Below are 26156 nucleotides of genomic sequence, written 5' to 3'. Positions count from 1 at the left end.
TCTTTCGATGCGACCCCTTCGGCGGTGATCAGCGGCTCTCGATGCCGCGGATCTGCGGAGTGTGGAACGAACCGCCGAACGCCCGCTCGGAAGCACCCTCGCGGTCGAGGTACGGCGAAGCGCCGCCGTCGATGAAGGGCCAGCCGGCGCCGAGGATCAGGCACAGGTCGATGTCTTCGACCTCAGGGACCACGCCCTCGTCGAGCATCAGCTTGATCTCCTGCGCGAGACCGTCCTGCACACGCTGGAGGATCGTCGCAGCCGTCGCCGGAGTCTTCCCGACAGCGGGCTTCAGGACCTTCTCGGCCTGCTTGCTCCAGCCGACGACGCGTCCGCCCTTGTCCTTCTCCACGACCGCGTCGAGCTCGGCGAGGGCATGGAAGTTCTCGTTCGCGTAGAACCGCTCGGGGAAGGCCTGCACCATCGTGTCCTGCACATGGGCTGCGACCTTCCAACCGACCAGGTCGATCAGCTGGAAGGGTCCCATCGGCAGGCCGAGCGGGCCGAAGGCCTTCTCTACGTCGGCGATCGGCGTGCCCTCGTAGACGGCACGTGCAGCCTCTCCCATGACCTTCGCGAGCAGCCGGTTCACGACGAAGCCCGGGGCGTCGGCGGTGAGAACCGCGTTCTTTCCGAGGTTCTTCGCGACGACGAAGGCCGTCGACAGCGCCGCATCGGCGGTGTCGGGCGTCTTCACGATCTCGATCAGCGGCATCACCGCGACCGGGTTGAAGAAGTGGAACCCGACCAGGCGCTCGGGGTGGGCGAGCTTCGCACCGATCTCTTCGACCGACAGCGACGAGGTGTTGGTCGCGAGGATCGCGTCCTCGGCGATGATCTTCTCGATCTCTCCGAACACCTGCTGCTTGACGCCGACCTCTTCGAACACGGCCTCGATCACGAAGTCGCAGTCCGCGTAGAGGCTCTTGTCGGTGGTGCCGGTCACGAGCGCGCGCAGCTTGTTCGCAGAGTCGGCGTCCAGACGCCCCTTGGCCTCGAGCTTGCCGATCTCCTCGTGGATGTAGGCGACGCCCTTGTCGACGCGTGCCTGGTCGAGGTCCGTGATGAGCACGGGCACCTGGAGCTTGCGCACGAACAGCAGCGCGAACTGGCTGGCCATGAGTCCGGCACCGATGATGCCCACCTTGGTGACCTTCTTCGCGAGCTCCTTGTCAGGAGCACCGACAGGCCGCTTCGCGCGCTTCTGCACGAGGTCGAAGGCATACATCGACGCGGCGAACTGGTCGCCGGTGACGAGGTCGGCGAGCGCCTCGTCCTCGCGGGCGAAGCCCTCGGCCTTGGTGCCGCTCTTCGCCTTGTCGAGCAGGTCGAGCGCCGCGTACGGAGACTTCGGTACCGTTCCGATCTTCGATTCGAGCATGCCGCGCGCCATCTTGATCGCGATCGGCCACTTGGTGAGCCGCTCGATCTTCCCTGGTTCGTTCTTGCGCTCGACCTTCTTGCCGCCGAGTACGGCGTCCGCCCAGGAGAGCGAGTTCTCCAGATAGTTCGCGGCGGGGAAGATCGCGTCGAAGATGCCGAGATCGAACGCCTGCTGGGGCTTCAGCATCCGGTTCTGCTTGAGAGGGTTCGAGATGACGACCTCGAGGGCGTTCTCGATGCCGATCAGGTTCGGCAGCAGATAGGCGCCGCCCCAACCGGGGATGATGCCGAGGAATACCTCGGGGAGTGCGACCGCTGCCGCAGACGCGTCGACCGTGCGGTAGCTGGAGTTCAGCGCGATCTCCAGGCCGCCGCCCAGGGCGAGGCCGTTCACGAATGCGAACGACGGCACGCCGAGATCGCCGAGCTTGCCGAGCACCTTGTGGCCGAGCTGCGCGATGAGGCGTGCGTTGTCGCGCGAGCCGACCTTGCTGATGTCGGACAGGTCGGCACCCGCGGCGAGGATGTACTGCTTTCCCGTGATGCCGACGGCCTGGATCTCGCCGGCTGCGGCTCGCGCCTTGAGACCGTCGAGCGTCTCACCCAGCTGCGTGAGCGTCGCAGGGCCCAGCGTGTTCGGACGGGTGTGGTCACGACCGTTGTCGAGCGTGATCAGGGCCAGCACCTTGCCCGAGGGGAGACGGATATCGCGCACCGGGGACTGGGTGATGACCTCGCCCTCGGTGAGCGCCTGGATGGGGGAGAAGTCGATCTCGTCGTAGTTCGTCACGGTGGCGCTCACTTCTTCTTCTTGCCGTCGTAGTGCGGGTTCTCCCAGATGACCGATCCGCCCTGGCCGAGGCCGACGCACATGGCGGTCAGGCCGTAACGGACGTCGGGGCGCTCGGCGAACTGCGCCGCGAGCTGGATCATGAGGCGCACGCCGGATGCCGCGAGCGGGTGACCCAACGCGATGGCGCCGCCCCACTGGTTCACTCGGGGATCGTCGTCGGCGATGCCGAAGTGGTCGAGCAGCGAGATCACCTGGATGGCGAACGCCTCGTTGAGCTCGAACAGGCCGATGTCGGCGATCGTGAGGCCGGCCTTCTTCAGGGCCTTCTCGGTCGACGGGATCGGTCCGATGCCCATGATCTCCGGCTGCACTCCGGCGAACGCGAACGAGACCATCCGCATCTTCGGCGCGAGTCCGAACTCCTTGACCGCACCGCCGCCGGCGAGCAGCGACATCGTCGCGCCGTCGGTGAGAGGCGAAGAGGTACCGGCGGTGACGCGGCCGTGCGGGCGGAACGGCGTCTTGAGGGCCGCGAGGTCCTCCATGGTGGTCTGCGGGCGACGGCCCTCGTCTTCGGTGGCGAGACCCCAGGCGCCGTCGGGCCCCTTGGTGGCCACGGGAACGAGGTCGGGCTGGATCTTGCCGGCGTCGTACGCGGCCTGCACCTTGTGCTGGCTCAGCATGCCGAAGCGGTCCGAGCGCTCCTTGGTCAGGTGCGGGAAGCGATCGAAGATGCGCTCCGCCGTGACACCCATGTTGAGCGCGCCGGGGTCGACCATCTTCTCGGCCACGAAGCGGGGGTTCGGGTCGGCGTTCGCCCCGATGGGGTGGTGGCCCATGTGCTCGACGCCGCCGGCGAGGGCGAAGTCGTACATACCGACGCCGATCGAGGCGCCCATCGTCGTGACGCTCGTCATCGCGCCGGCGCACATGCGCTCGACGGCGAGGCCGGGGACCGTCTGGGGCAGCCCGGCCAGGATCGCCACGGAGCGGCCGAGCGTGAGGCCCTGATCTCCCGTCTGCGACGTCGCGGCGATCGCGACGTCATCGATGCGGTCGGTGGGGACCGCCGCGTTCCGCTCCAGCAGGCCGATGGTCGCCTTGACGGCCAGGTCATCTGCGCGGGTGTTCCAGTACATGCCTTTTTCGCCGGCGCGCCCGAAGGGGGTGCGTACTCCATCGACGAAGAAGACGTCCGAGATCTCGGCCACTCTGCCTCCAAGTTAGTGCGTGGCCTCAGTCTATGAAGCCCGCGAAACGGGGAGGAATCGGTTGGGTCGAACCTACGAAGCGGGTGCGGGGGTCGTGTCGGGCGTTTGCGCCGCCTCTACAAAGGCGGTGGCGATCTTCTGTGCGGTCTGTGCAATCTGCCAGGGTCGCGCGCCCAGGGCGGCCAGAGCAGCGCCGATCTCCTCCGCGGTCTCGCCGGGCAGATCCCAGGCCACGCGACGGAGGTACTCCGGAGTGAGGAGGTTCTCCGTCGGCATCCCCAGCTCCTCGGCCGCGGCCTCGACGACGGGGCGGGCGGCCTTCAGACGCGCATCCGCCTCGGGGTTCCGATCAGCCCAGGCGCGCGGCGGAGGAAGAGTGTCGCTCGGGACGCGTTCGCGAGGGAGCTCCTCCGACGCCCGGCCATCGACGATCGCCTGCCACCACCGATCGAGCTGCGTACGACTCGCGCGCCCCTGGAACTCCTTGATGCCTGCCAGTGCCTGTTTCGACGTGGGATTCGCCATGACCGCCGCCACGAGGGAACGGTCGGGGACGAGGCGTCCGGGGGAGACGTCCTGATCCTGCGCGAACGCCTCGCGAGCCTGCCAGAGCGAGCGGGCGACGGCGAGGTTGCGTGCCCCGCGCACCTGGTGCAGGCCGCTGAGCCGGCGCCAGGGGTCCTCGCGCGGTGGTTTGGGAGCGCGAGCGAGCGTGGCGGCGAACTCCTGCGCGGCGAACTCCGTCTTCCCCTGCTCCTCGAGCTCGAGCACCAGCACGTCACGCACGTCGATCAGGTGCAGAACATCGAGGGCGGCGTACTCGAGCCAGGAGTCCGGCAGCGGCCGCGTCGACCAGTCGGCCGCGGAGTGCTCCTTCTTGAGCGTGATGCCCAGGGTGTCCTCGACGACGGCACCGAGTCCGACGCGTTCATGCCCCAGGAGGCGCGATGCCAGCTCGGTGTCGAAGATCACCGGCGGCTCGAGGTGCAGCTCCCGGAGTGAAGGCAGATCCTGGCTCGCGGCGTGCAGCACCCATTCCACGTCTCCGATCGCATCCTGCAGAGGTGCGAAGTCGCCGATGGCCGGCGGGTCGAACAGGAAGACTCCTGCGTCGCGGCGGAACACCTGCACCAGATAGGCGCGCTGCGAGTACCGGAAACCGGATGCCCGCTCCACGTCCACGGCCACGGGGCCGGTTCCTGCGGCGAGCACGGCGCAGGCTGCGCGGAACTCCTCGACATCCGAGATCACGGAGTATTCAGTCACGTACAGCCTTTCGCGCGCCGATCACGGCGATGCCCTCGGAGCCGGGCGGAAGCCCCGCCAGCATTCCGACCAGTTCGGCCCATGCTTCGACGTGCGGTCGGAACGGGCCCTCCGGAGTCCAGGACGCCCGCAATTCTATCTGGGCGCCGTCTCCTTCGATGGCGAGCCCACCGAATCCCTTCGAGAGCGTCTTGGTCGAGGTGCCCGACTCCGAGTGATAGATCGCGTCGCGGGAGTCGAGCGCGTCGACCAGCCACGACCAGGTCACGTCGGCGAGAAGCGGGTCGGTGCCGATCTCCGTCTCCAACGGCGCCTGGGCGAACAGCACGATGCGCCACGAGCCTCCCCACGCGCCGGGCTCTTCGGGATCGTGCAGCAGGACGAACCGACCGGTGCCGTACACCGACTCGCCGTCACCCTCCGGGCGCACGTCGGCGGCGAGGGCGATGGCGAAGGGCGCGAGGCCCTGCGGGGTGGCGATCTCGCGCACCGTGATGTCATCACGGAACTCGGTCTCGCGCAGTTCGGCCACGGCGCTCTCGAAAGGCGTCCCGGCCTCGGGGTGTGCGGTCACGGCAACAGGCTAGAGTCAGGAAGCGATGAAGAGTCTCAGGCACGCCGTTACGCTCCTTGTCCCTGCCCTGTTCGCTTTCGGGGCGGCGCTCGCTCTCGTCGTGTTCGCCGTCGCCCGTCGGGTCGTCACTCCCATGCGTCGTGCCACCGACACCGAGATCCTCGCCGTCGACACCGGTGCGCAGACCATCGAGTTGCAGCGCACCCTCGACACCGAGCTCCCCGGACGGTACGGCCTGTTCACGACCGGAACCTACGGCTATGTGAAGCTCGGTGCCGTCCTCAGCGCAGACGGCTCGACTGTTCGCCGCAAGCTCCTCACGCAGATCGAGCCCGGCGCCCGCGTCGATCGTGCCGCGGCCTTCAGCGGCTACTACTACTCATCCCCGAGCGAGCTCCACCTGCGCTGGGAGAACCTGCTGATCGGCACCCCGGCCGGTCCGTGCCCTGCCTGGTACTTCCCGGCGTCGTCCTCGACCTGGGTGATCCAGGTCCACGGACGCGGGGCGACGCGCGCCGAGTGCCTGCGGGCCGTTCCGGTGCTCTCTGCCGCGGGCCTGCCCAACCTCGTCGTCTCCTACCGCAACGACGGCGAGGCCCCCCGCACCAGGGCGGGCGCCTACGCCCTCGGAGCCTCGGAATGGCGTGACGTGGATGCCGCGATCGCCTACGCACTCCGACACGGCGCCGAACAGGTCATCCTGATGGGGTGGTCGATGGGGGGAGCGGTCTCGCTGCAGGCTGCGGTGACGTCGGAGCACCGCGATCGCATCGCCGGGATCATCCTCGAATCTCCCGTCGTCGACTGGCGCACCGTGCTGCGATTCCAGGCGAAGATGGCCGGAGTTCGGGCACCGCTGCCCGAACTCGCCATGGGTGCGCTCCAGATGCCGCTCACCGCGCGCCTCAGCGGAGCCGACGAGCCGATCGCGTTCGATCGCCTGGACATGGTCGCCCGCGCCGACGAGCTGACAGCGCCCATCCTGATCCTGCACAGCGACGACGACGGCTTCGTCCCTGCCGACTCTTCGCATGCGTTGCAGGAGGCGCGTCCGGATCTCGTGACGATGCCCAGATTCACGGTCGCGCGCCACACCAAGCTCTGGAACTACGACCAGACGGGCTGGACCACCGCGATCACCGACTGGCTCGACGCCCAGGGCTTCAGCGCTTCTGCGTGACCTGGTTCTTCGCCCGCATCAGCATCCCGGTCATGCCTCCGATGCGCAGAGGCGACACCGCCTTGGTGAGCCCGATCGACTGCGGATAGTCGTTCGGGATCGCGAGCACCTCGTCGGCGGTCAGGCCGGTGAGGCCCTGTACCAGGATGCTCGCGAAACCGCGGGTGGTCGGAGCCTCGGGCGGCGCCGTGGCGTGCATGGTCACGATGTCGTCGTTCACCTCGACGTGGATGTATACCGGCGACTGGCACTCAGCGACGCGCTCGTACATCTCCGGGTGGGCCGCGACCTCGTCGGACACGTCAGGGAGCTCGTCGGAGAACTCGAGCAGCAGGAGAAGACGATCGGACTCGGGGGTTTCCAGGAAACCGTCGCGGATCTCGGCGAGGGCGTCAGGAACGTCGCTTGTGGTCATCCCTGTCATTGTCACATGTTCAGAGCGTGCCGGGCTCTGAGCCGGTGACGATCGGCACACGCACCGCGCTGCCCCACTCGGTCCAGGACCCGTCGTAGTTGCGCACGTTCTCGAAGCCCAGAAGGTGGGTGAGTACGAACCAGGTGTGGCTCGAGCGCTCCCCGATGCGGCAGTAGGCGACGACATCGTCCCCGTCCTTCAGCCCGGCCCCGTCGCGGTAGATCGCGTCGAGCTCGGCACGGCTGCGGAAGCCGCCGTCCTCGGCGACCGCCTTGGCCCACGGCACGCTCTGCGCGGTGGGGATGTGGCCGGCACGCAGCGCGCCCTCGTCGGGGTACGCGGGCGCCGTGGTGCGCTCACCGGTGTACTCCTCGGGAGAGCGGACGTCGATCAGAGGGCTGCCGATATGGGCGAGAACGTCATCCTTGTACGCGCGGATGAGGGAGTCGTCGCGCTCGACGACCGGATACTCCGTGGCCGGACGGCTGGTCGCCTCACGCGTGAGCTCGCGCCCCTCCGCGATCCAGCGGTCGCGTCCGCCGTCGAGCAGACGCACGTCCTCGTGACCGAAGAGGGAGAAGACCCAGAGGGCGTAGGCGGCCCACCAGTTGTTCTTGTCGCCGTAGATGACGACCGTGTCCGAGCGATCGATGCCCTTGCGGCTCAGCAGCTCGGCGAAGCCCTCGCCGTCGACGTAGTCGCGCACCACGGGGTCGTTGAGCTCGGTGTGCCAGTCGACCTTCACCGCTCCCGGGATGTGGCCGGTCTCGTAGAGCAGGACGTCTTCATCGGACTCGACGACCACCAGACCCGGCGCTCCCAGCCGTTCCGCGAGCCACTGCGTGGTCACGAGGCGGCCCGGTTCGGCATACTCGGCGAACTTGGGGGAGGAGGAATCGAACTCGATGGCCATGGGATCTCCGAAGCGTTGAGCGGACGAGGGGGCGGTGGCAGACGGCGTAGTGTTGATCCGTCCCTTCGACGATAGATCCCCGCCGAGCACCCTGCGCCCGATTCGTAAGACTTCGACACAGGTGAGCACCTGATTCAGGACTGTGATGACCGACCAGACCAGCCGCACGGGAATCGTGCACCTCACCGAGCGTCAGCCGACTGTCAGCGGACCCGAGATGCTGGCGAGCCTGGTGCCGCCGCCCCAGTTCGACTCCGCGACGTTCGACAGCTACCGCGCTGATCCGGCCTATCCCTCGCAGGAGGAGGCGAAGGAGACGCTGATGCGCTTCGCCGGGCGCGGAACGCCTGCGAAGCGCGGCGGTCTGTTCAGCCGCGCGAAGAAGGAGCCGGAGCTCAAGCCCGGCGTCTACCTGGACGGCGGGTTCGGCGTGGGCAAGACGCACCTTCTGGCGTCGATCTACCACGCGATGCCTGCGCGTCGGAAGTACTTTGGCTCGTTCATCGAGTACACCGCGCTCGTCGGCGCGCTCGGTTACAAAAACACCGTCGATCTGCTCGAAGGCGCCGACCTGCTGTGCATCGATGAGTTCGAGCTCGACGATCCGGGCGACACGATGGTGATGACCCGTCTGCTGGGGGAGCTCGTGCCGACCGGCACCCGGCTTGCCGCGACCTCGAATACCCCGCCGAACGCGCTCGGCGAGGGACGCTTCGCCGCACAGGACTTCCTGCGGGAGATCCACGCCATGTCCGACAGCTTCCAGACTCTGCGCATCGACGGCGTCGACTTCCGTCAGCGCGCTCTCGACGGGCACGCGGTCGTGCTCGACGACGCGGCGTACGCGGACGCGGTCGAGAAGGCGGGCGCTGCCGGTGCGACATCCGACGATCGGTTCGACGATCTGATCCGCCACCTCGCACAGGTGCATCCGTCGCGCTACATCAGACTCATCGACGGCGTCGACGGTGTGGGTCTGCGCGGGGTGCGCCAGCTCACCGATCAGTCGGAGGCACTGCGCTTCGTGGCTTTCGTCGACCGCGTGTACGACGCGCAGATCCCGATCCTCGCCACGGGGCTCGGGCTCGACTCCGTCTTCTCCGATGAGATGCTCGCCGGCGGGTACCGCAAGAAGTACCTGCGCGCCATCTCTCGGCTCAACGCCCTCACACATTCTGTGTAAGCCCGCAGAATCGCGTAACGCGATGTTCACGGGCGGAGCCGCGCTGTAACCGCGGGGAAACAAACCTCACGCATTGACGAAACCGCAGGTCGTCACACTGAAGCTCTCAATTACTTCGGATGTGAGGTTTTCCTATGGATGCTCCCGGCAACATCTCGTGGGCGATCACCGCGACTGCGCTGGTTCTGCTCATGACGCCCGGCGTCGCCTTCTTCTATGGCGGTCTCGTCAAGGCGAAGAGCGTCGTCAGCATGATGATGATGAGCTTCGGCTCCATCGGACTCGTCGCCGTGCTGTGGATTCTCTTCGGCTTCTCGATGAGCGCCGTCGACAGCCCGACCGCTTTCGCGGGTAACCCCTTCGCCGACATCGGGCTCTCGAGCCTGGCTGAGGGTGAGGGCTCGAACGTCGCGCTCCTGGGAGTCGCCTACGGCGCCACCTTCGCCATCATCACTGTGGCGCTGATCTCCGGAGCGATCGCGGATCGTGCGAAGTTCGGCAGCTGGTTGATCTTCGCCGGCATCTTCGCGACCGTCGGCTACTTCCCGGTCGCCGCATGGGTCTGGGGCGGTGGCTGGATCATGAACCTCGGCACCACGCTCTTCGGCGAGGACAGCGGCATCGGTGTGATCGACTACGCCGGTGGTACCGCCGTGCACATCAACGCGGGCGCCGCGGCCCTCGCTCTCGCGCTGGTGCTCGGCAAGCGCATCGGCTTCCAGAAGGGCATCCTGAAGCCCCACAACGTGCCTCTGACGCTCCTCGGCGCCGCGCTGCTGTGGTTCGGCTGGTTCGGCTTCAACGCCGGCGCGGAGTGGCTCGCGGAGGACATGGGCGGGGTCGGCCTCATCGGTCTGAACACCCTGGGCGCGACCGCTGCTGCCATCCTCGGGTGGATCCTCGTGGAGAAGATCAAGGACGGCAAGCCCACCTCGGTCGGTGCCGCCTCCGGTGCGGTCGCCGGTCTGGTCGCGATCACCCCGGCGTGCGCCAACCTGACGCCGGGCTGGGCTCTGCTGCTGGGTGCACTCGCCGGAGTCGTGTGCGCACTCGCGATCGAACTGAAGTTCCGTCTCGGCTTCGACGACTCCCTCGACGTCGTCGGCATCCACCTCGTCGGTGGTCTCATCGGAACGGTGTACCTCGGCTTCTTCGCCACCGAGACCGGCCTCTTCGTCGGCGGCGACGCCCGCCAGCTCGCCGTGCAGCTGATCGCCGCGCTCGGAGTGCTGATCTACTCCTTCGTGGTCGCCTTCATCATCGGTTTCGCCATCGAGAAGACGATCGGCTTCCGTGTCACGAACGAGGACGAGATCGCCGGTGTCGACCAGGTCGTGCACGGCGAGGAGGGCTACGCACTCGCCGACGCGTGATCTGCGGTTAGGGTGACCGTGTGAGCAAGACCAACGGCATCCTGGCAACACTCGCGGAGATTCTGCTCAAGGCAGTGGGCTCCGGCCGGGCGTCTCGGACAACAGATCCGAGACGCCCGGACGCGCGTCTGCGGACCCCGCAGGAGACCTCCGCCCCCGCCGGCACCGAGACCGCCCGCATCGATCCGGACCGGATCAGGGATCTGCGGGTCGCCTATGCGCCGCAGCGGGACGGTGCCCCGGATGCCGGCGAGATCGTCTGGACCTGGGTGCCCTACGAGGAGAACGACGGGCGCGGCAAAGACCGTCCCGTGCTCGTGATCGGCCGGCAGTCAGCGGATCGCGTGTACGCGGTGCGGATGACCAGCAAGCCGCACGACGGGGAGCGGGACTACCTCTCGATCGGGACCGGGGCCTGGGACTCTCAGGGACGCGAGTCCTGGGTCGACATCGAGCAGCTGTACAGCGTCCACGAACGCGGACTGCGACGGGAAGCGGCGGTCCTCGATCGCCGCCGCTACGACCGCGTCGGAACGGCTCTCACGCGGCGCTACGGCTGGTCCGTCGCGGGCTGAGCATCGGGAACGCCTGCAGCACCATATCGACGAGTTCGGCCAGCGGTCGTGTGAGCGGGTCGGTCGCGGGGAGTCCCGTGCGGAGCTCGATCTCGTCGATCGCGGTGGCCAGCTGTTCCGTCGAGAGGTTCTCGTGGTTGACGGTCACGCCGATCACCGTCGTGTCGGCGAACGCCTCGATCAGGGCGATCTCGCTCGCGACCGTGGGCATCGCCACCATGGGGAAGTCGCCGAGGACCTTGCGTCCGGGGGCGTGCTGCACGATCACGCCTGCGGGCTGGCTGCCGCGGAGGATGTGCGCGGAGGTGATGTAGGCGGGATGGCTGAGTGCGCCTTGCCCTTCCACGATGATCACATCCGGGTTCTCGCTCTCGAACGCCGCGACGACCTGATTCTCGACCTCGCCGGAGCAGAACTGCGGGACGAGGGCGTCGAGGGCGACACCGTAGCGCCCGCCCTGGATGATCGTGGTCTGTCCGGTGCCGACCATCACAGCGTGCACGCCCCGCTCATTGAGCGCCCGCACGAGGATCGTCGCCGTGGTGCGCTTGCCGATCGCTCCGTCGGTGCCCAGGATCGTGATGCGCGGGCAGGTCACGTCGAAGATGCGACCGGAGAAGAGGTGGAGATCCTTCTTGTCGCGCGGGCGACGGATGTCGGTGATCGTGACCTGGGCGAGAAGCGCCGCGGCGACGAACTCGGCGTCGTCGGTGAGGAACTCGTGCAGGCCGTTGATGATGTGCATTCCGCGGGCGATGCCATCCAGGAGCACGGTGCGCTGATCGGCTGAGAGCAGGCCGTCGGCGGGAGCGACGCCGCAGATCAGGTAGTCCGGGACGTGCCCGGCGTGCGCGATCGCGGTGGGGAGACCGTCGAGGATCGGGATGTCGTTCACGTGTCCGTCCAGAAGCATCCCGGCATCCGCTCCCGCGTGGGTGCTGTCGATGACGCTGAGGATCTCGTACTTCTCGGAGTGGCGGACCAGCCCGTTGGCGGTCTTGCCGTCCTGCTCGCCGAACTGGCCTTCGCAGTAGACGATCGCGGTGGTCCCCGAGGGGAGGGCGATCGGGGCGGCCCAGGCGTGCGCGGGGTCGATGAAAGAGGGAACGGACGGGGTGGGCATGATGCTCCTCGGACTCGCACAGAGGAGGCGACGGAGAACGAAATGACCGATGAGGCCCGTTGGTCGACGAGAAGTCTTCCCTGATGCCGGCAAGATACCGGCACCCTCACCGTAGCAGTGGTGTCTGGGACCCGGCCGCGAAGATCCGGGGCGATCGACCGCGGTGTCTCACCCGGTGCTCGGTGGGCCGCCGGGAGGCACGTGAGGAGCAATCCGATCCGCATCGGGCTTCGAACCGGTGGTGAGTCGCGCACCGCGGCGCCACAGGAGGAGGAATCATCCCGATGTCAGCCGCAGCCTGCGACCGCCCGGGGTCGGGCCGCCACAGCCTGATCCTTCCCGAGACGCGGTGCCGGGTGACTGGACTTCTCGAAGCAGTCGCCTGGCACCGTCATGTCACAGCTCGGGTGTCGCGGCGTCGATACCGCGCAATGCTCCGCTCAACCAGCGTCCGTACAGCGGCCACGGCTCGCCCTCTTCCTGGAGGGCGGCGACGTGCGCCCGCAGCTCGTCTGTCCAGGTGAACCACTCACCGCCCTCACGGATCGCGGCGAACTCGCGATGTCGCTGCTGTTCGACGGCGCGACCGCCGCGCTCGAAGGCCAGGAGCTCGTCGTGCCTGATGCTGGCCAGCCGCTGTCGCGGACGCCGGCTCGTGCCGATCTTCACGCGACGGTCGAATCGGATGTAGTAGACGACGTCGACACGGGGGAGGGGGAGGTCGGGATCGGGGACGTCGCCGACGCGCCATCCGCAGGAGACGCAGCACCACGCGCCCTCCGTGCGTACTCCCCGTGTGCCTCCGCAGAGCGCGCAGGGGCCGGGGAGAAGCTGATTCGTCGACACCGTGGCAGGCTACGCGGCCCCTCGGACACACGCCTCTTCTGCGCCGTGCGCAGCGCGTCTAGTGTCGAACCGGAGGCGAGGTAACGGTGATGAGGGCGACGCGTCGAGGGCTGAGGGCATCGGCCGCGTTGTGCGCCGCCGGGATCGCTCTCGTCGCGTGCGCGCCGACACCACCTGCTCCGCCTTCGCCGACGCTGTCCGCGGGGTCCGTCAGTATCTCCCCGGAGCAGAGGGAGACGATCGTGCAGGGCCTGGAAGCCCCCTGGTCTATCGCGTTCTCGGGGAGCACCGCGTTGCTCAGCGAACGGGACACCGCCCGCATCGTCGAGGTCTCGGATGCGGGTGAGACGCGCGAGGTCGGCGTGATCGAGGGCGTCGAGCCGCGCGGGGAGGGCGGCCTGCTCGGTATCGCCGTGCACGAGGGCGACCTGTACGCGTACTCGACGGCCGCCGACGAGAACAGGGTGCAACGATTCGCCCTGTCGGGCGCGCCGGGGTCGATGAAGATCGGTGAGCCCGAGACGATCCTCTCCGCCCTCCCCGCCGCCGGTAACCACAACGGCGGCCGCATCGCTTTCGGCCCCGACGGGATGCTCTACGTGACGGTCGGCGACGCCGGCGATCGTGAAGGCGCTCAGGATCTCGGATCTCTCGCGGGGAAGATCCTCCGCGTCACGCCGGATGGGCGCGTGCCGGAGGACAACCCTTTCGAGGGCTCGCCCGTCTACAGCCTGGGCCACCGCAACCCGCAGGGGCTGGCGTGGGACGAAGACGGAACGCTCTACGCGAGCGAGTTCGGTCAGGACACCTGGGATGAACTCAACGTGATCGAACCGGGCGGCAACTACGGATGGCCGAGGGCGGAGGGCATCTCTGACCGTGCGGATTTCATCGATCCGGTGCAGCAGTGGGCTCCCGGCGTCGCGAGTCCGAGTGGAATCGCGATCACCGCGGGGTCGATCTTCATCGCGAACCTCCGCGGAGAGCGGATCCGACAGGTACCGCTCACCGACCTCCGTGCCTCCGGCGAGTTCCTCGTCGAGTCGCTCGGGAGGCTTCGGGACGTCGCGGTCGCACCGGACGGGGCGTTGTGGCTGCTGACGAACAACACCGACGGTCGGGGAGACCCGGACGAAGGCGACGACCGCGTCGTGCGTATCCCTGTCGGGTAGCTCGACGGCAGGTCGACCGGCGGACGCGCGTGAGGGAACCGGGAGGTCTCCGGCCCAGGCGGTGGGGAAACGAAAAGAACCCCCGAGTGGATCGGAGGTTCTATGGTGGGCGATACCGGACTCGAACCGATGACCTCTTCCGTGTGAAGGAAGCGCGCTACCAACTGCGCCAATCGCCCATACCTGCGGGGTACGTCAACCGATACTACCGGACGCTCAGAGGCCCTGTGGACCACTCGGCGAGACACGCGCGAGATTCGCTGCCGGTTTGGCGGAGTGCGGATCTTCGGCTAATGTTTCATGAGTGCCCGGGACAACCGGGAACGAAATGCGGATGTAGCGCAGTTGGTAGCGCACAACCTTGCCAAGGTTGGGGTCGCGAGTTCGAGTCTCGTCATCCGCTCGAGTGCAGGAGATCTTCTTCGGAAGATCTTCCGCACGTGGGGTCAATCCACACGGTGGCGTGGCCGAGCGGCTAGGCACCGGCCTGCAAAGCCGTTTACACGGGTTCGAATCCCGTCGCCACCTCACGGGAAAACTGAATAGCCCCAACGGGCGCGATTGGCGCAGCGGTAGCGCGCTTCCCTGACACGGAAGAGGTCACTGGTTCGATCCCAGTATCGCGCACAGACAGAAACCCCCGGTTCTCCGGGGGTTTTTTCATGCCCGGAGTGCGACCGGGAGGATGCGATCCGTCTCGGCGGGGGTTACGGTGGGGCGATCCGCGAAGATGCGGACCCACGCCAAGGAGATCGATCATGGGATCGCTTCGATACTCGATCAACGTCACGCTCGACGGCTGCTGCGATCACGAGGCCGGCGCCGCGCCGGATGAGGAGTCGATGCGGTACTGGACCGCGGAGATGGAGCGCGCCGACGCCCTGCTCTTCGGCCGGGTGACCTACGAGATGATGGAATCCGCGTGGCGCAAGCCCGCGACGGGTGTGTGGCCGGACGGGATGAGCGCGTGGGAGATCCCCTTCGCCGAGGCCATCCACGGGGCGAAGAAGTACGTCGTGTCGAGCACGCTGAGCGAGGTCGACTGGAACGCGGAGCTTGTTCGCGGCGACCTCGAGCGTGCGGTTCGACGTCTCATCCTCGAGTCCCGCGGAACGGTGTGGGTGGGCGGCGTCACGCTTCCCGTGGCCTTGGCCGATCTGGGATTGATCGACGAGTACGAGTTCGTCGTTCAGCCGGTGATCGCCGGACACGGGCCCGCGCTCCTCTCCGGTCTGCGCGAGCGCATCCCGCTGGAACTCATCGGCCGCCAGGAGTTCCGTTCCGGTTCGTTCGCCCTGCGATATCGACCCGTACGGGAACAGGTGCGGTGACGGCTCGTGCGCCGCGGGTGGGTGTCCGACCGTGCCCGGCCGTCGCCGGGCACGGTCGGAGTCTCAGGCGAGGTCAGTGACTCATCGAGCACCAGGAGCTCGCCGGAGAACGTCATCGTGATGCTCTCCGGCGCTGCAGCCAACTGCTCATCGGCGGCAGGCGTGCTGGACATCAGTTGGTCGTGGGCGGACGCGGGCGTGGCGATCGCGAGGGTCGTGACCGTCGCCAACGCCAACCCGGCCGCAATCCTGCGGACAGGGGACATGGGAATGGCCTCTCATCAGACGTCGCGTGCGCGACGTTCATGCAAGCGTTCAGAACCCGCGCGCATCGATGGCGCACGGCGGTGACGCACCACAGGACCGGTCGGGCCGGTACAGGGCGCGGATCAGATCGCAGCGAAGAGAGGCGGAGCGCGACCCCTGAGGGTGGCGAGGAGGACGAGGCCTACGGCCCGCTCGAGATCGAACCGACCGCGCAAGCCGCCGGCGACCGGGGCGACCGGAAGCACGAGGACATGATCGACACGGCGACGCAGCCAGCGGACCACCTGCACGGCGAGATCGCGGAGGGCGAGGACCAGGCGCTCGCCCCGATGAAGCGCGGCCACCGTCAGAAGTGCGGCGATCGCGTGTCCGAGCCACATGGACGCATCGGCGGTGACGGCCTCGGGGACACCGACCGTCGCCGGGATCACCAGGGGCGCCCCATGCACGTGCGGGGTGGCGACGCCGGACGGCGTGACGGTGCCGAGCACGAACAGCGTATGGAACAGGAACTGGCTGACCGCGACGGAGATGCTCAATCGGATCAGCGACAGAGAACGACCGGCGAGCAGCACGCAGATCATGAACGAGAACACCCACGGCACGGCGATGCCGAGCGCTCCGGGCATCTGCCCGCCGCCCGAGACGTGACCTGCGAGAGCGACGAAGATCGCCAGTGACGAAGCAGCGAAGCCGCGGACGACGGCTGGCCTCCTGGATTCGGTCACGGCTCCAGTCTGGCATGGACGGCGTCGGCGACTCGATTCGCCCATCCGATCGTGGGTGCCGCTCTCGTCAGTCGCGTCCTGTGCGCGGTGCGCGCTTTACCTCCTCGTAGGCGGCGAGCGCGATCTTCCGCGTCTCGGCCAGGTCCACGATCGGCTCGGTGGGGGCGTCGGCGGCCCAGCGCGAGATGTAGAGGCTCTGCGGGTCGAACTTCTTCGCCTGGAGTTCGGGGTTGAACACGCGGAAGTAGGGCGCCGCATCGGCTCCGGAGCCGGCGACCCACTGCCAGTTGAAGGGGTTGTTGGCCTCGTCGGCGTCGACGAGCGTGTCCCAGAACCACTCTTCTCCCAGGCACCAGTCGATGAGCAGGTTCTTCACGAGGAAGGATGCCACGACCATCCGGACCCGGTTGTGCATGTAGCCGGTGTGCCAGAGCTCACGCATGCCGGCATCCACGAGGGGAACGCCCGTCTCTCCGTGCTGCCACGCGTCGAGGTGGGCGGGGTTCAAGGGCGGCCAGGGGAAGGCGTCGAACTCCGGCCGCAGATTCTCGCTCGCGAGGTCGGGCGAGTGGTACAGCGTGTGCCAGGCGAACTCGCGCCAGCCCACCTCGGAGAGGAATCCACCGGCGCCGTCGACGCCGACCGCCTCGTGCCAGACCGTGAACGGGCTGATCTCTCCCCATCGGAGGTGGGGGGAGAGCAACGAGGTGGCCCCGGCTGACGGTTCGTCCCGCGCGCGATCGTATGAGGGGAGGTCATGCTCGAGGAAGTCCTTCAGCCGCTGTCGCGCGGCGGGTTCTCCCGGCTCCCACGTCTCGCGCAGCCCCTCGGCCCAGTCCGGGGTCGTGGGCAGGAGATTCCAGTCGTCGAGCGTGTCCGATGGCGGCATGTGTGTCGGGCCGGGGACCGACCGAGGCTCCGGCAGAGGGGAACGCGGCGCCGGCAGCGCGAGGCAGGCCCGCCAGAAGGGCGTGAACACCGAATAGTGCGTGCCGCTTCCGGTTCTGACCGTCCAGGGCTCGTGGAGAAGCGAGCCGGCGAAGGAGGCGACCTCGAGTCCATCGGCCCGGAGCGAGCTTTTCAGCGCCGAGTCGACTTCGCGCCCGGGACCCCCGTACCGGCGGTTCCAGAACACGGCGCCCGCTCCGACTTCGGTCACCGTTTCGCGGACGATGCGCTCTGCAGGGCCGCGTCGCAGCACGAGGGCGCCACCACGGTCGCGGAGACGCTCGTCGAGAGAAGCCAACGAGTGGTGCAGCCACCAGCGGGCTGCGCCACCGATGGCACGGATGCCCGGCGACTCCTCGTCGAACACGTACAGGGCGATGACCGGTTCTCCTCGGTCGATCGCTGCCCGCAGCGCGGGGTTGTCTGCGAGTCGGAGGTCATCGCGGAACCACACGATCGAGGGAGACGTCATGGGACCATTCTCCTGGAACGCGTGGTCATGGTTCGTCGCTCAGCCGCGACGGCGGTTACGACGACGAGGGGCCTCGCCGCTCGTCGACCACAGCGCCCACAGTACGAGGAGCGGCTGCAGGAAAAGCCTGCCGAAACGCCGGGCATCCGTGTCGAGTCCCGGCGTCGAGCGCCGGGTCTGCCACTGGTGGATGTTCCCCGGCATCACGGCGACGAAGAACGCCGCGGTCGCCCAGCCGATGCGGCGGCGCTCCTTCGGCAGCGCGAGCAGTCCGGCGGCGAGCGCGACTTCGGCGGCACCGGATGCGATCACGATCGTGTCCTTGTCGAGCCTGGTGAGGCGCGTGGCCCAGTCCGGCACCACCACACGGAATCCCCGTGTGCTCAGGAAGTGGCCGACCCCGATCGCGCCGAGCGCGAGCGCCAGTATCCATCGTGCGACTGCTCTGTCCATCCGTTCACGCTACGTGATGTTTGACTGCCCGCCACTCCCGCCGCCTCAATGCGCTGGGACACGTCACTGCGGGGCGGACATCCGCGTGCGCTCCCAGGAGCGGAACTCGTCGACGATCCTCGGCGTGTGGGTGTGATGGAGGTAGTGCTCTCCGTCGAGCGGCACGACCGTGCCGTCAGCGACCGCCTCGGCCTGCTCCTCGTGCAACCGCAGCCACGTGGGGACGGACGGGTTGTCGGCGACCACGAACAGCAGCAGGGGGAGGTCCTCGGGAAAGCTCGTGCCGAGTGCATCTTCGAAGTTCGCCGGAAGCAGAGACATCGCATTCAGGTAGGTGGGGCTCAACGTGTTCCGGTCGGTGAGCAGGGCGATCTGCTCCCGCGCCTTAGCGGAGTAGACGGATTCGTCGTAGCCCGTGCCACGGAAGGACGCGATGAGTAGGACCAGTCCGAGGCTCTTCGCGGCACTGAAGAGTCCGACCGGCAGCTCGGTGTCCGAGCCGGGCTGGCCGGGCACGCTGCTGTCGATGCCCACGAACGCCCTGACCTCATCGGGATAGCGGTTCGCGAACTGGATGCCGTAGATGCCGGCGATGGAGTGTCCCATCAGGACGTAGTCGTCGACGCCGAGCTCCTGCAGGGCGGCGTGCGTCTCCGTCACGATGTTGTCGGTGGTGCGGGCGCGGTCCGTGCCGTCGCTCAGCCCGTAGCCGAACGGCTCCACCACGATGACGCGATCATCCTGCGCCAGCTCGGGGACGAGCGGCTCGAAGTCGAGCACGGGCGATGCGGTGCCGAACCCCGGCAGGAGCACGATGTCCTCTGAACCCTCGCCGGTGATCATGACGTTCACGTCGAGCCCGTCCACGGTGACCTTCTGGCCGTAGGGCTCGATGCGATCCTGTTCGATCGTGGTGGCCACCGCATTGCCGACGGTGGTGGCCGTCAGACCGAGTGCGATCACCGCGACGACGGATGTGAGCGCGACGAGCACTCTCTTGACTGGCTTCTTCATGCCGACCCCTCTCGGCGCACGCCCTGTGCGCCCTCGTTCCAGCGTGCCGTCCGGCATCCGCCGTCGCGTCGCCCTGCCGCGGACACTCGTGTACTGCGAGCGCAGTACACGCAGCTCATCCCGTCGGGGGATCCCCGTGCCGGCGTCGCGGGGAATACTGGTGTGATGTCGGCACCCCGTCCTCCGCGAATCCCGGCGCCGGTCGGCGACGTGATCGCCGTGGTCGTGGTCGTCCTGTTCGCCGTGTCACCCTTCCCGGACGACGCTTTCCGTGCGAGCGGCTGGATGCTCGTCACAGCCCTCGTCCCCGCGGCCGCGATGCCCTTCCGTCGACGGCTTCCACTTGTCGTGCTCACCTTCAGCCTGCTGTGCGCGACGGTCCTGGCGCTCACGGGCGTCATGTCGCCGAGCGCGCTCATCGCCACGGCGATCAGCGCCTACGCCGTCGTGGACCGCCGTGGACGACTCGTCGGGATCATCGCGGTGAGCGCGGCGACGGTGCTCGTCTTCTTCGTCAGCGCGATCCCGCTCGGCGGGGACCTCCTCGATGCCCGCGCGCTGCAGTTCGTCTTCATCATCGCCCTCGCAGGGGCCCTGGGAGACGCGGCCAGGTCGCGACGCGAGTTCGTGCGCGCCATGACGGAACGAGCGGAACGCGCCGAGCAGGGGCGAGATACGGAAGCACGGCGTCGGGTCGCGGAGGAACGGGTGCGCATCGCCAGGGACCTCCACGACGTCGTCGCCCATCAGATCTCGGTCATCAGTCTCAATGCAGGCGTCGCGTCGTCCGCGTTGGAGGTCCGTCCGGAACGTGCGCGCGAGGCCCTGACGACCATCCGACGTTCCTCCCGTACCGTGCTCGCCGACATCGGCGGACTGATGGCGCTGCTGCGCTCCGACGATCCGGACGACGTGCGCGACCTGCGCCCGCAGGTCGGGCTGGCCGGTCTCGATGGGCTGGTCAGGCAGTTTCGCGAGGCGGGGCTCGACGTCGATCTGGACGACGATCTCGAACGGCCCGCCCTGTCGCCGGCCAGCGATCACGTCGCCTACCTCGTGGTTCTCGAAGGTCTGACGAATGCGCACAAGCATGGAGCGGACGGCTCGGCGCGCGTTCGTCTCCAGGCGGAGGACGATGCGCTCCGCCTCGTCGTCGTCAATCAGACGGCTGCGCAACCGGGCTCCGTGTCGGATGCCGGTGGCCACGGGTTGCGCGGGCTGCGTGAGCGGGTCGTCGCCGTCCGCGGAGACGTGCAGGCCGGCACCGCCGACGGCGCGTTCCGCCTGGAGGTTCGGATCCCGCTCGATGGAGGCGCACGATGATCCGGGTGCTCGTCGTCGATGACCAGCCGCTGGTGCGGCAGGCCGTCAGCGACATCCTCGCCGACGGCGGCATCGAGGTGGTCCGCGAGGCGGCGAACGGGCGGGAGGCGGTCTCCGCGGTGAGCCGATGGATGCCGGACGTCGTGGTGATGGACATCAGGATGCCGGAGCTCGACGGCATCGCCGCCACTGCGCAGATCATGAGCGCGCCGCTGACCACGACGCCGCGCGTGCTCATCCTGACGACCTTCGAGGAGGACGACTACGTCGTGGCCGCCCTCCGTGCCGGCGCCAGCGGGTTCATCGGCAAAGGTGCGGAGCCGGAGGACATCGTCGGTGCCGTGCGAGTGGTGCATCGCGGAGAGGCGCTCCTGTCATCGGCGGCGACGCGGTCGCTGATCGAACGCTCGGTGCTGCCACAGCATCCACGCGCCGAGGCCTGGAACAGCGAGCCGTTGCGCCAGCTCACGGAACGCGAACGGGAAGTGCTGCTCCTCGTGGCGGGTGGGGCTTCGAATCAGGACATCGCGGACGACCTCGTGATCTCACCGCACACGGCGAAGACCCACGTGAATCGCATCATGTCGAAGCTGCACGCGCGCGATCGGGCACAGCTCGTGATCGACGCCTACGAGTCGGGGATCGTGATCGCGTCGGGCGGAGCCGACCGTCGCGGCTGAACCCGCCGGAGCGCCACATCCGCGCCGGTGATCTTCACGCGGGTGGCGGTCAGGAGGGCCCAGCCGGGCGAGTAACCTGGTACCGACCCAGATGGAGAGTTTCTGTGCCTGAAAACGCCCGGCCGAATGACGGCTTCGCCCTGTTCACTGACCGAAACGTCGTCGCGATGCGCGTCAACGGCGATCTCAAGGATCTCGCCACGACCGTGACCGACACCGACGTGATCGAGCCGGTCACGATCGACAGCGCGGACGGGCTGAACATTCTCCGTCACTCCGCTGCCCACGTGCTGGCTCAGGCCGTGCAGCGCATCAATCCGCAGGCGAACCTCGGCATCGGTCCGCCCATCACCGACGGGTTCTACTACGACTTCGGCGTCGACACCCCGTTCACGCCCGAGGACATCAAGGCCATCAGCAAGGAGATGCAGCGCATCATCCGCGAGGGCCAGCGCTTCGTCCGCCGTGTCGTCACCGACGAGGAAGCTCGCGCCGAGCTCGCGAACGAGCCGTTCAAGCTCGAGCTCATCGGGCTCAAGGGCGCCCAGGAGGCCGCCGAGGGCGCGTCCGTCGAGGTCGGCGAGGGTGAGCTGACGATCTACGACAACACCACCCGCGACGGCGAGGTCGTCTGGAAGGACCTCTGCCGCGGTCCGCACCTGCCGAACACGCGCATGATCGGCAACGGCTGGGACCTCACCCGCATCGCCGCCGCCTACTGGCGCGGCAGTGAGAAGAACCCGCAGCTGCAGCGCATATACGGCACGGCCTGGCCGACCAAGGAAGAGCTGCGCGCCTATCAGGAGCGCATAGCCGAGGCGGAGCGCCGAGACCACCGCAAGCTCGGTGCCGAGATGGACCTGTTCTCCTTCCCGGACGAGATCGGCTCCGGACTCGCGGTGTTCCACCCCAAGGGCGGCATCATCCGCTACGAGATCGAGGAGAACCTGCGCAAGCACCTGCTGCGCAACGGGTACGACCTCGTGAACAGCCCGCACATCACGAAGAAGGATCTCTTCATGACGTCGGGTCACCTGCAGACCTATGCGGACGGCATGTTCCCGCCGATGCACCTCGACGAGGTCGTCGATGAGGAGGGCAACGTCACCCGGCAGGGGCAGGACTACTACCTGAAGCCGATGAACTGCCCGTTCCACAACCTCATCTTCCGTTCGCGCGGGCGCTCCTACCGTGAGCTGCCGCTGCGACTGGCCGAGTTCGGCACGGTCTACCGCTACGAGAAGAGCGGCACGCTGTCCGGGCTGACCCGCGTGCGCGGCCTGACGCAGGACGACGCGCACATCTACGTCGCTCAGGACCAGGTCAAGGAAGAGCTCACCACCAACCTGAACCTCGTCCTCGACCTGCTCCGCGACTACGGACTCAACGACTTCTACCTCGAGCTGTCGACGAACGAAGAGGGCAACCCGAAGTTCCTCGGCGAGCCGGAACAGTGGTCGACGGCGATCGACACGCTGCGTGAGGTCGCGATCGAGTCCGGGCTCGAACTGGTCGCCGACCCCGGGGGAGCGGCCTTCTACGGTCCGAAGATCTCCGTGCAGGCGCGTGACGCGATCGGCCGCACCTGGCAGATGTCCACCATCCAGCTCGACTTCAACCAGCCGGACCGGTTCGAACTGGAGTACACCGGTCCCGACGGCCAGAAGCACCGGCCGGTCATGATCCACCGTGCACTCCTCGGCTCCGTCGAGCGGTTCTTCGCGATCCTCCTCGAGCACTACGCCGGCGACTTCCCTCTGTGGCTCGCACCCAGCCAGGTGGTGGGTGTTCCGGTCGCTGAGCAGTACGGCGACTATCTGGACGACGTCATCGCGCAGCTGCGGGCGGCGGGGGTCCGGGCCGATGTCGACCACTCGGACGACCGCATGCAGAAGAAGATCCGCACCCACACGACCGCGAAGGTCCCCGTCATCCTCATCGTCGGGGAGCAGGATCGTGCCGCGGGCACCGTGTCGTTCCGCTTCCGCGACGGCACGCAGGAGAACGGCGTCCCGGTCGAGGATGCGGTGCGTCGTATCGGCGCCGCCATCGCATCCCACGCGCTCGTGCTGAAGGCAGGGGATCTGGCGTGACCGACGGGGCGCAGCCGCTGGAGGATGCCGGAGTACTCGCAGGAGTCCCGGACGAGTTCCAGCGGCTGTGGACCCCGCACCGGATGGCGTACATCCAGGCGGGGCCCGAGCCGCTTCGCGACGAGTGCCCGTTCTGTGAGGCGCCGAAGTTCCCGGATGCCGAGCGGCTGGTCGTCGCCCGGGGAGAGACGGCCTACGTGCTGCTGAACCTCTTCCCCTACAACTCGGGACATCTGCTCGTCTGCCCCTATCGCCACATAGCCACGTACGACCAGGCGACGGCTGAGGAGGTCGCCGAGATCGGCGCGCTGACGCAGACGGCCATGCGGGTGCTGCGTGAGGTGTCACGCTGTGACGGCTTCAACCTCGGGATGAACCAGGGGGCGGTGGCCGGAGCGGGCGTCGACGCCCATCTGCATCAGCACGTGGTACCGCGCTGGACGTCGGATGCGAACTTCTTCCCGATCATCGCGAAGACCAAGGCGCTTCCGCAGCTCCTCGGCGAGGTGCGCGAGGCCGTCGCGGCGGCCTGGCCGGAATCCGGCAGCTGAGACCGACAGCCTCGCTCGCCCGCTCGACAAACCGGGGTGGTCGAGCGAGCGGTGAGCGAGACGACGGGATTCAGCGCACCTGACGTGCCGTGAACTGCATCCGCGGGTGGGCGTAGAACTCCTGGGCCTCGACGAGCTGCAGTTCGCGCTCACCGGATTCGAGCGTCGCCTTGAGCAGGTCGTACACACTGGACGCCGTGCGCTCGAGGGCGATCTTCGCGCTTCCGGTCTCGACGTAGTGTGCGGTGAACAACGCTGCGGTCACATCGCCGGAGCCGTTCGCCTTCATCGGCAGGTGCGGGGTCTGCACGACCCACGCGCCCTCGTCGTCGGCGGCGAGCATCTCGATCGTGCCCTCTTCGCGGTCGGGGCGTTCGACACTGGTCACGAGCACGGTGCGCGGACCCATGGCGCGTGCGAGATCGACAGAGGCGAGGGTGGACTCCAGCGTGTCCGGCTCGGTGTCGGTGAGGAAGCCGAGTTCGAACTGGTTCGGCGTGATGATGTCGGCCACCGGGACGACGCGCTCCCGCAGCAGCACCGGGATGGCGGGTGCGACGAAGCAGCCGGACTTCGCGTTGCCCATGACGGGATCGCACGCGTAGACGGCGTTCGGGTTCGCGGCCTTGACCCGTGCGACGGCGTCGATGATCACGTCGCCGATGCCCTCACCACCCTGGTAACCGCTGAGGACGGCGTCGATCCGGTCGAACACGCCGCGCTCCTCGATTCCCGTGATGACCTCGCGCACGTCGTCGGGCGCGATCAGCGGGCCGCGCCAGGCGCCGTAGCCGGTGTGATTGGAGAAGGTCACGGTGTAGACCGGGAGCACCTCGACGCCGATGCGCTGCAGCGGGAACACGGCAGCGGAGTTGCCGACGTGCCCGTAGGCCACGGCTGACTGGATGGAGAGGATCTTCATTCTCCGACTCTTTCGTTCAGGGCGGGCCGATACCCGCCGTGGATGGTCATCGCCCCGCGGCGACGAGATCTGCGACCAAGGACTCGGCCTCGTCGTCGGAGAGGTCGTGCACGGTCAGGCGCAGGTGGTGCGAGGGCTCCGCCTTCTCGTCGAGGGCGAAGTCGTCACCGGTGCGGGCGAGCCACCCGCGCCGCATGAGCCGGTCGGCGACGGCGCGTGCAGGCTGGCCGAACCGCACCCACAGGCTCAACCCGTCGGATGCCGTGGCCTCGATGCCGTTCGCGCGCAGCCGGGCGGCGAAGGCGGCGTTCCGCTGCGCGTAGTGCGCCGCGGCAGAGGCGACTTCTGCCCGCACCGTCTCGTCGGTGAGCTGAGTGAGGGCGAGACGCTGCAGGAGGTGGCTGACCCAGGTGGTGCCGGGGCTCAGCCGCATCGCGAGGCGCTCGGCGGTCTCGGCGTCGGTCGCCGCGATGGCCAGGCACATATCGGGTCCCAGGAACTTCGAGACGGAGCGCACGAGGGCGAACCGGCGGTGGTCCGGCCCGATGAGCGATTCGTACGGCCGTTGCGAGAGCATCGAGAAGTGATCGTCCTCGATGATCAGCACGTAGGGGTGGTCGGCGAGCACGCCGCGCAGTTCAGCGGCCCGGGATGCGGTGAGGCTCGCTCCGGTCGGATTCTGGGCCCGTGGTGTGCAGATGATGGCGCGGACTCCGGCCGCCAGCGCGGAACGCAGGCCGTCGACCGTCATGCCCTCGGCATCGACGGGCACGGGAACCGCGCGGTACCCGCCGAGTCGTACCGTGTGGATGCTCGCCAGGAAGCAGGGGTCTTCCAGTGCGACGGCGTCATCGCGCATCAGGGCCTGCGCCAGCAGGCGCTCGACGGCGTCGACCGCGCCGCTCGTGATCGTGATCCGGAAGTCGTGTTCTGCGAGATCGCCGGTGATCCACCGGCTCGACCACTGCTCGAGGCCTTCGTCGATCACGGGCTCGCCGTAGAGCACCGGACGCGATGCGATGGTCATCAGCGCGGGCGCCGGGTCGGGGATGAGCCGCGGATCCGGGTTCCCCGTGCCGATGTCGCGGAGCACCGTGTCGGAGGCGTACCCCTCCTGCGCCACCGCTTCGAGGCCGGCGACGACGGTGCCCGCTCGGCCGCGAGAGATCACCAGGCCCGCCTGGGCGAGCTGTCGATAGGCCGCGACGGCGGTGTTCCGGTTCACACCCAGCGTGGCCGCGAGCTCCCGCACCGAGGGGAGCACCGCACCGGCGTGGAGGATTCCGCGATCGCGCAGGGAACGCACGCTGTCCGCGATGTCCGATGCGGTGGTGCCTGTGATCTGGTCGCTCATGGTCCTCCTCAGC

Annotated in this window: 24 protein-coding genes, 4 tRNA genes and 1 pseudogene; 13 read left to right on the top strand and 16 right to left on the bottom strand. The window is 68.0% G+C overall.

Annotated features, from left to right (window positions below; translation table 11 throughout):
* Positions 1-28 precede the first annotated feature (28 nt).
* The 4 genes from KY497_RS12500 to KY497_RS12485 all read right to left on the bottom strand — a co-directional run bounded on the left by KY497_RS12500 (position 29) and on the right by KY497_RS12485 (position 5227).
* On the bottom strand, positions 29-2173 hold the full coding sequence (locus KY497_RS12500) for a 3-hydroxyacyl-CoA dehydrogenase NAD-binding domain-containing protein (protein ID WP_141386816.1): 2145 nt from the start codon (positions 2171-2173) through the stop codon (positions 29-31).
* 8 nt (positions 2174-2181) lie between these two features.
* Positions 2182-3387, bottom strand: a complete 1206-nt coding sequence (locus KY497_RS12495) for a thiolase family protein (protein ID WP_017830501.1) — start codon at positions 3385-3387, stop codon at positions 2182-2184.
* A 72-nt stretch (positions 3388-3459) separates the two neighbouring features.
* Positions 3460-4653, bottom strand: a complete 1194-nt coding sequence (locus KY497_RS12490; protein WP_141386779.1) for an HRDC domain-containing protein — start codon at positions 4651-4653, stop codon at positions 3460-3462.
* Positions 4646-5227, bottom strand: coding sequence for a DUF3000 domain-containing protein (locus KY497_RS12485; RefSeq protein ID WP_055867949.1), 582 nt, complete (start codon positions 5225-5227; stop codon positions 4646-4648). Before KY497_RS12485 ends, KY497_RS12490 begins: the two co-directional genes overlap by 8 nt.
* Before the next feature lie 25 nt (positions 5228-5252).
* On the opposite strand from KY497_RS12485, the gene KY497_RS12480 reads away from it, so the two are divergent.
* The gene (locus KY497_RS12480) at positions 5253-6407 is read left to right on the top strand and encodes a S9 family peptidase (protein ID WP_218682881.1); all 1155 of its coding nucleotides are present in this window, start codon (positions 5253-5255) and stop codon (positions 6405-6407) included.
* Here the strand turns inward: KY497_RS12480 and KY497_RS12475 are convergent.
* Positions 6391-6822 (bottom strand): SufE family protein, encoded by a 432-nt coding sequence (locus KY497_RS12475; RefSeq protein ID WP_055867962.1) that lies wholly within the window; start codon positions 6820-6822, stop codon positions 6391-6393. The genes KY497_RS12480 and KY497_RS12475 overlap by 17 nt on opposite strands.
* 19 nt (positions 6823-6841) lie before the next feature.
* Positions 6842-7735 (bottom strand): sulfurtransferase, encoded by an 894-nt coding sequence (locus KY497_RS12470; RefSeq protein ID WP_055867964.1) that lies wholly within the window; start codon positions 7733-7735, stop codon positions 6842-6844.
* Between the two features lie 145 nt (positions 7736-7880).
* Here KY497_RS12470 and zapE point away from each other — a divergent pair, with 145 nt between their 5' ends.
* From zapE to KY497_RS12455, 3 genes are all read left to right on the top strand, one after another.
* Positions 7881-8918: a cell division protein ZapE gene (gene zapE, locus KY497_RS12465; protein WP_219869170.1), complete on the top strand. Its 1038-nt coding sequence runs from the start codon at positions 7881-7883 to the stop codon at positions 8916-8918.
* 134 nt (positions 8919-9052) lie between these two features.
* Positions 9053-10291, top strand: coding sequence for an ammonium transporter (locus tag KY497_RS12460; protein ID WP_055867970.1), 1239 nt, complete (start codon positions 9053-9055; stop codon positions 10289-10291).
* Between the two features lie 20 nt (positions 10292-10311).
* Positions 10312-10866, top strand: coding sequence for a type II toxin-antitoxin system PemK/MazF family toxin (locus KY497_RS12455; RefSeq protein WP_174799576.1), 555 nt, complete (start codon positions 10312-10314; stop codon positions 10864-10866).
* Here the strand turns inward: KY497_RS12455 and KY497_RS12450 are convergent.
* Both KY497_RS12450 and KY497_RS12445 read right to left on the bottom strand, forming a co-directional pair.
* A complete protein-coding gene (locus KY497_RS12450; protein WP_219869169.1) occupies positions 10832-11989 on the bottom strand; it encodes a DUF1611 domain-containing protein in 1158 nt (385 codons plus the stop codon). The genes KY497_RS12455 and KY497_RS12450 overlap by 35 nt on opposite strands.
* Positions 11990-12385: 396 nt before the next feature.
* Positions 12386-12835, bottom strand: coding sequence for a GIY-YIG nuclease family protein (locus KY497_RS12445; RefSeq protein WP_219869168.1), 450 nt, complete (start codon positions 12833-12835; stop codon positions 12386-12388).
* Between the two features lie 293 nt (positions 12836-13128).
* Between KY497_RS12445 and KY497_RS12440 the strand changes: the two genes are divergently transcribed.
* The gene (locus KY497_RS12440; RefSeq protein ID WP_375140931.1) at positions 13129-14007 is read left to right on the top strand and encodes a PQQ-dependent sugar dehydrogenase; all 879 of its coding nucleotides are present in this window, start codon (positions 13129-13131) and stop codon (positions 14005-14007) included.
* 103 nt (positions 14008-14110) lie between these two features.
* Here the strand turns inward: KY497_RS12440 and KY497_RS12435 are convergent.
* A tRNA-Val gene (locus KY497_RS12435) sits at positions 14111-14186 on the bottom strand.
* A 151-nt stretch (positions 14187-14337) separates the two neighbouring features.
* Here KY497_RS12435 and KY497_RS12430 point away from each other — a divergent pair.
* From KY497_RS12430 to KY497_RS12415, 4 genes are all read left to right on the top strand, one after another.
* Positions 14338-14410 (top strand) — tRNA-Gly (locus KY497_RS12430).
* 54 nt (positions 14411-14464) lie between these two features.
* Positions 14465-14535, top strand: a tRNA-Cys gene (locus KY497_RS12425).
* A 27-nt stretch (positions 14536-14562) separates the two neighbouring features.
* Positions 14563-14634 (top strand) — tRNA-Val (locus KY497_RS12420).
* Positions 14635-14765: 131 nt separating this feature from the next.
* Positions 14766-15338 carry a dihydrofolate reductase family protein gene (locus KY497_RS12415; protein WP_219869166.1) on the top strand — a complete coding sequence of 191 codons (573 nt, stop codon included), beginning with the start codon at positions 14766-14768 and terminating at the stop codon, positions 15336-15338.
* A 95-nt stretch (positions 15339-15433) separates the two neighbouring features.
* Here KY497_RS12415 and KY497_RS16770 read toward each other — a convergent pair.
* From KY497_RS16770 to KY497_RS12390, 5 genes and pseudogenes are all read right to left on the bottom strand, one after another.
* Positions 15434-15511: pseudogene (locus KY497_RS16770) on the bottom strand (copper resistance protein CopC); the annotation flags it as partial.
* Between the two features lie 216 nt (positions 15512-15727).
* On the bottom strand, positions 15728-16333 hold the full coding sequence (locus KY497_RS12405) for a hypothetical protein (protein WP_141386771.1): 606 nt from the start codon (positions 16331-16333) through the stop codon (positions 15728-15730).
* A 67-nt stretch (positions 16334-16400) separates the two neighbouring features.
* Entirely contained in the window at positions 16401-17753 is a 1353-nt protein-coding gene (locus KY497_RS12400) for a deoxyribodipyrimidine photo-lyase (protein WP_219869165.1), read from the bottom strand.
* A 39-nt stretch (positions 17754-17792) separates the two neighbouring features.
* Positions 17793-18206, bottom strand: coding sequence for a hypothetical protein (locus KY497_RS12395; RefSeq protein ID WP_055872466.1), 414 nt, complete (start codon positions 18204-18206; stop codon positions 17793-17795).
* Positions 18207-18269: 63 nt separating this feature from the next.
* A complete protein-coding gene (locus tag KY497_RS12390) occupies positions 18270-19220 on the bottom strand; it encodes an alpha/beta fold hydrolase (protein WP_219869164.1) in 951 nt (316 codons plus the stop codon).
* Positions 19221-19385: 165 nt separating this feature from the next.
* Here KY497_RS12390 and KY497_RS12385 point away from each other — a divergent pair, with 165 nt between their 5' ends.
* From KY497_RS12385 to KY497_RS12370, 4 genes are all read left to right on the top strand, one after another.
* Positions 19386-20543 carry a sensor histidine kinase gene (locus KY497_RS12385; protein WP_219869163.1) on the top strand — a complete coding sequence of 386 codons (1158 nt, stop codon included), beginning with the start codon at positions 19386-19388 and terminating at the stop codon, positions 20541-20543.
* Positions 20540-21223 carry a response regulator transcription factor gene (locus tag KY497_RS12380; protein WP_219869162.1) on the top strand — a complete coding sequence of 228 codons (684 nt, stop codon included), beginning with the start codon at positions 20540-20542 and terminating at the stop codon, positions 21221-21223. The genes KY497_RS12385 and KY497_RS12380 overlap by 4 nt, the downstream gene beginning before the upstream one ends.
* 167 nt (positions 21224-21390) lie before the next feature.
* Entirely contained in the window at positions 21391-23316 is a 1926-nt protein-coding gene (gene thrS / locus KY497_RS12375; RefSeq protein ID WP_241244677.1) for a threonine--tRNA ligase, read from the top strand.
* The gene (locus tag KY497_RS12370) at positions 23313-23867 is read left to right on the top strand and encodes an HIT domain-containing protein (RefSeq protein WP_055868034.1); all 555 of its coding nucleotides are present in this window, start codon (positions 23313-23315) and stop codon (positions 23865-23867) included. Before thrS ends, KY497_RS12370 begins: the two co-directional genes overlap by 4 nt.
* 70 nt (positions 23868-23937) lie before the next feature.
* On the opposite strand, the gene pdxY is transcribed toward KY497_RS12370, so the two are convergent.
* Positions 23938-24789 carry a pyridoxal kinase PdxY gene (gene pdxY, locus KY497_RS12365; RefSeq protein ID WP_141386767.1) on the bottom strand — a complete coding sequence of 284 codons (852 nt, stop codon included), beginning with the start codon at positions 24787-24789 and terminating at the stop codon, positions 23938-23940.
* A gap of 46 nt (positions 24790-24835) precedes the next feature.
* Positions 24836-26143: an aminotransferase class I/II-fold pyridoxal phosphate-dependent enzyme gene (locus KY497_RS12360; protein WP_219869161.1), complete on the bottom strand. Its 1308-nt coding sequence runs from the start codon at positions 26141-26143 to the stop codon at positions 24836-24838.
* Positions 26144-26156: the final 13 nt, after the last annotated feature.

Source organism: Microbacterium sp. PAMC22086 (assembly GCF_019443525.1).
GTDB classification, from domain to species: Bacteria; Actinomycetota; Actinomycetes; order Actinomycetales; family Microbacteriaceae; genus Microbacterium; species Microbacterium maritypicum.
Note: the sequence above shows the minus strand (reverse complement) of the source record. Positions and strands in the feature narration are given on the sequence as shown.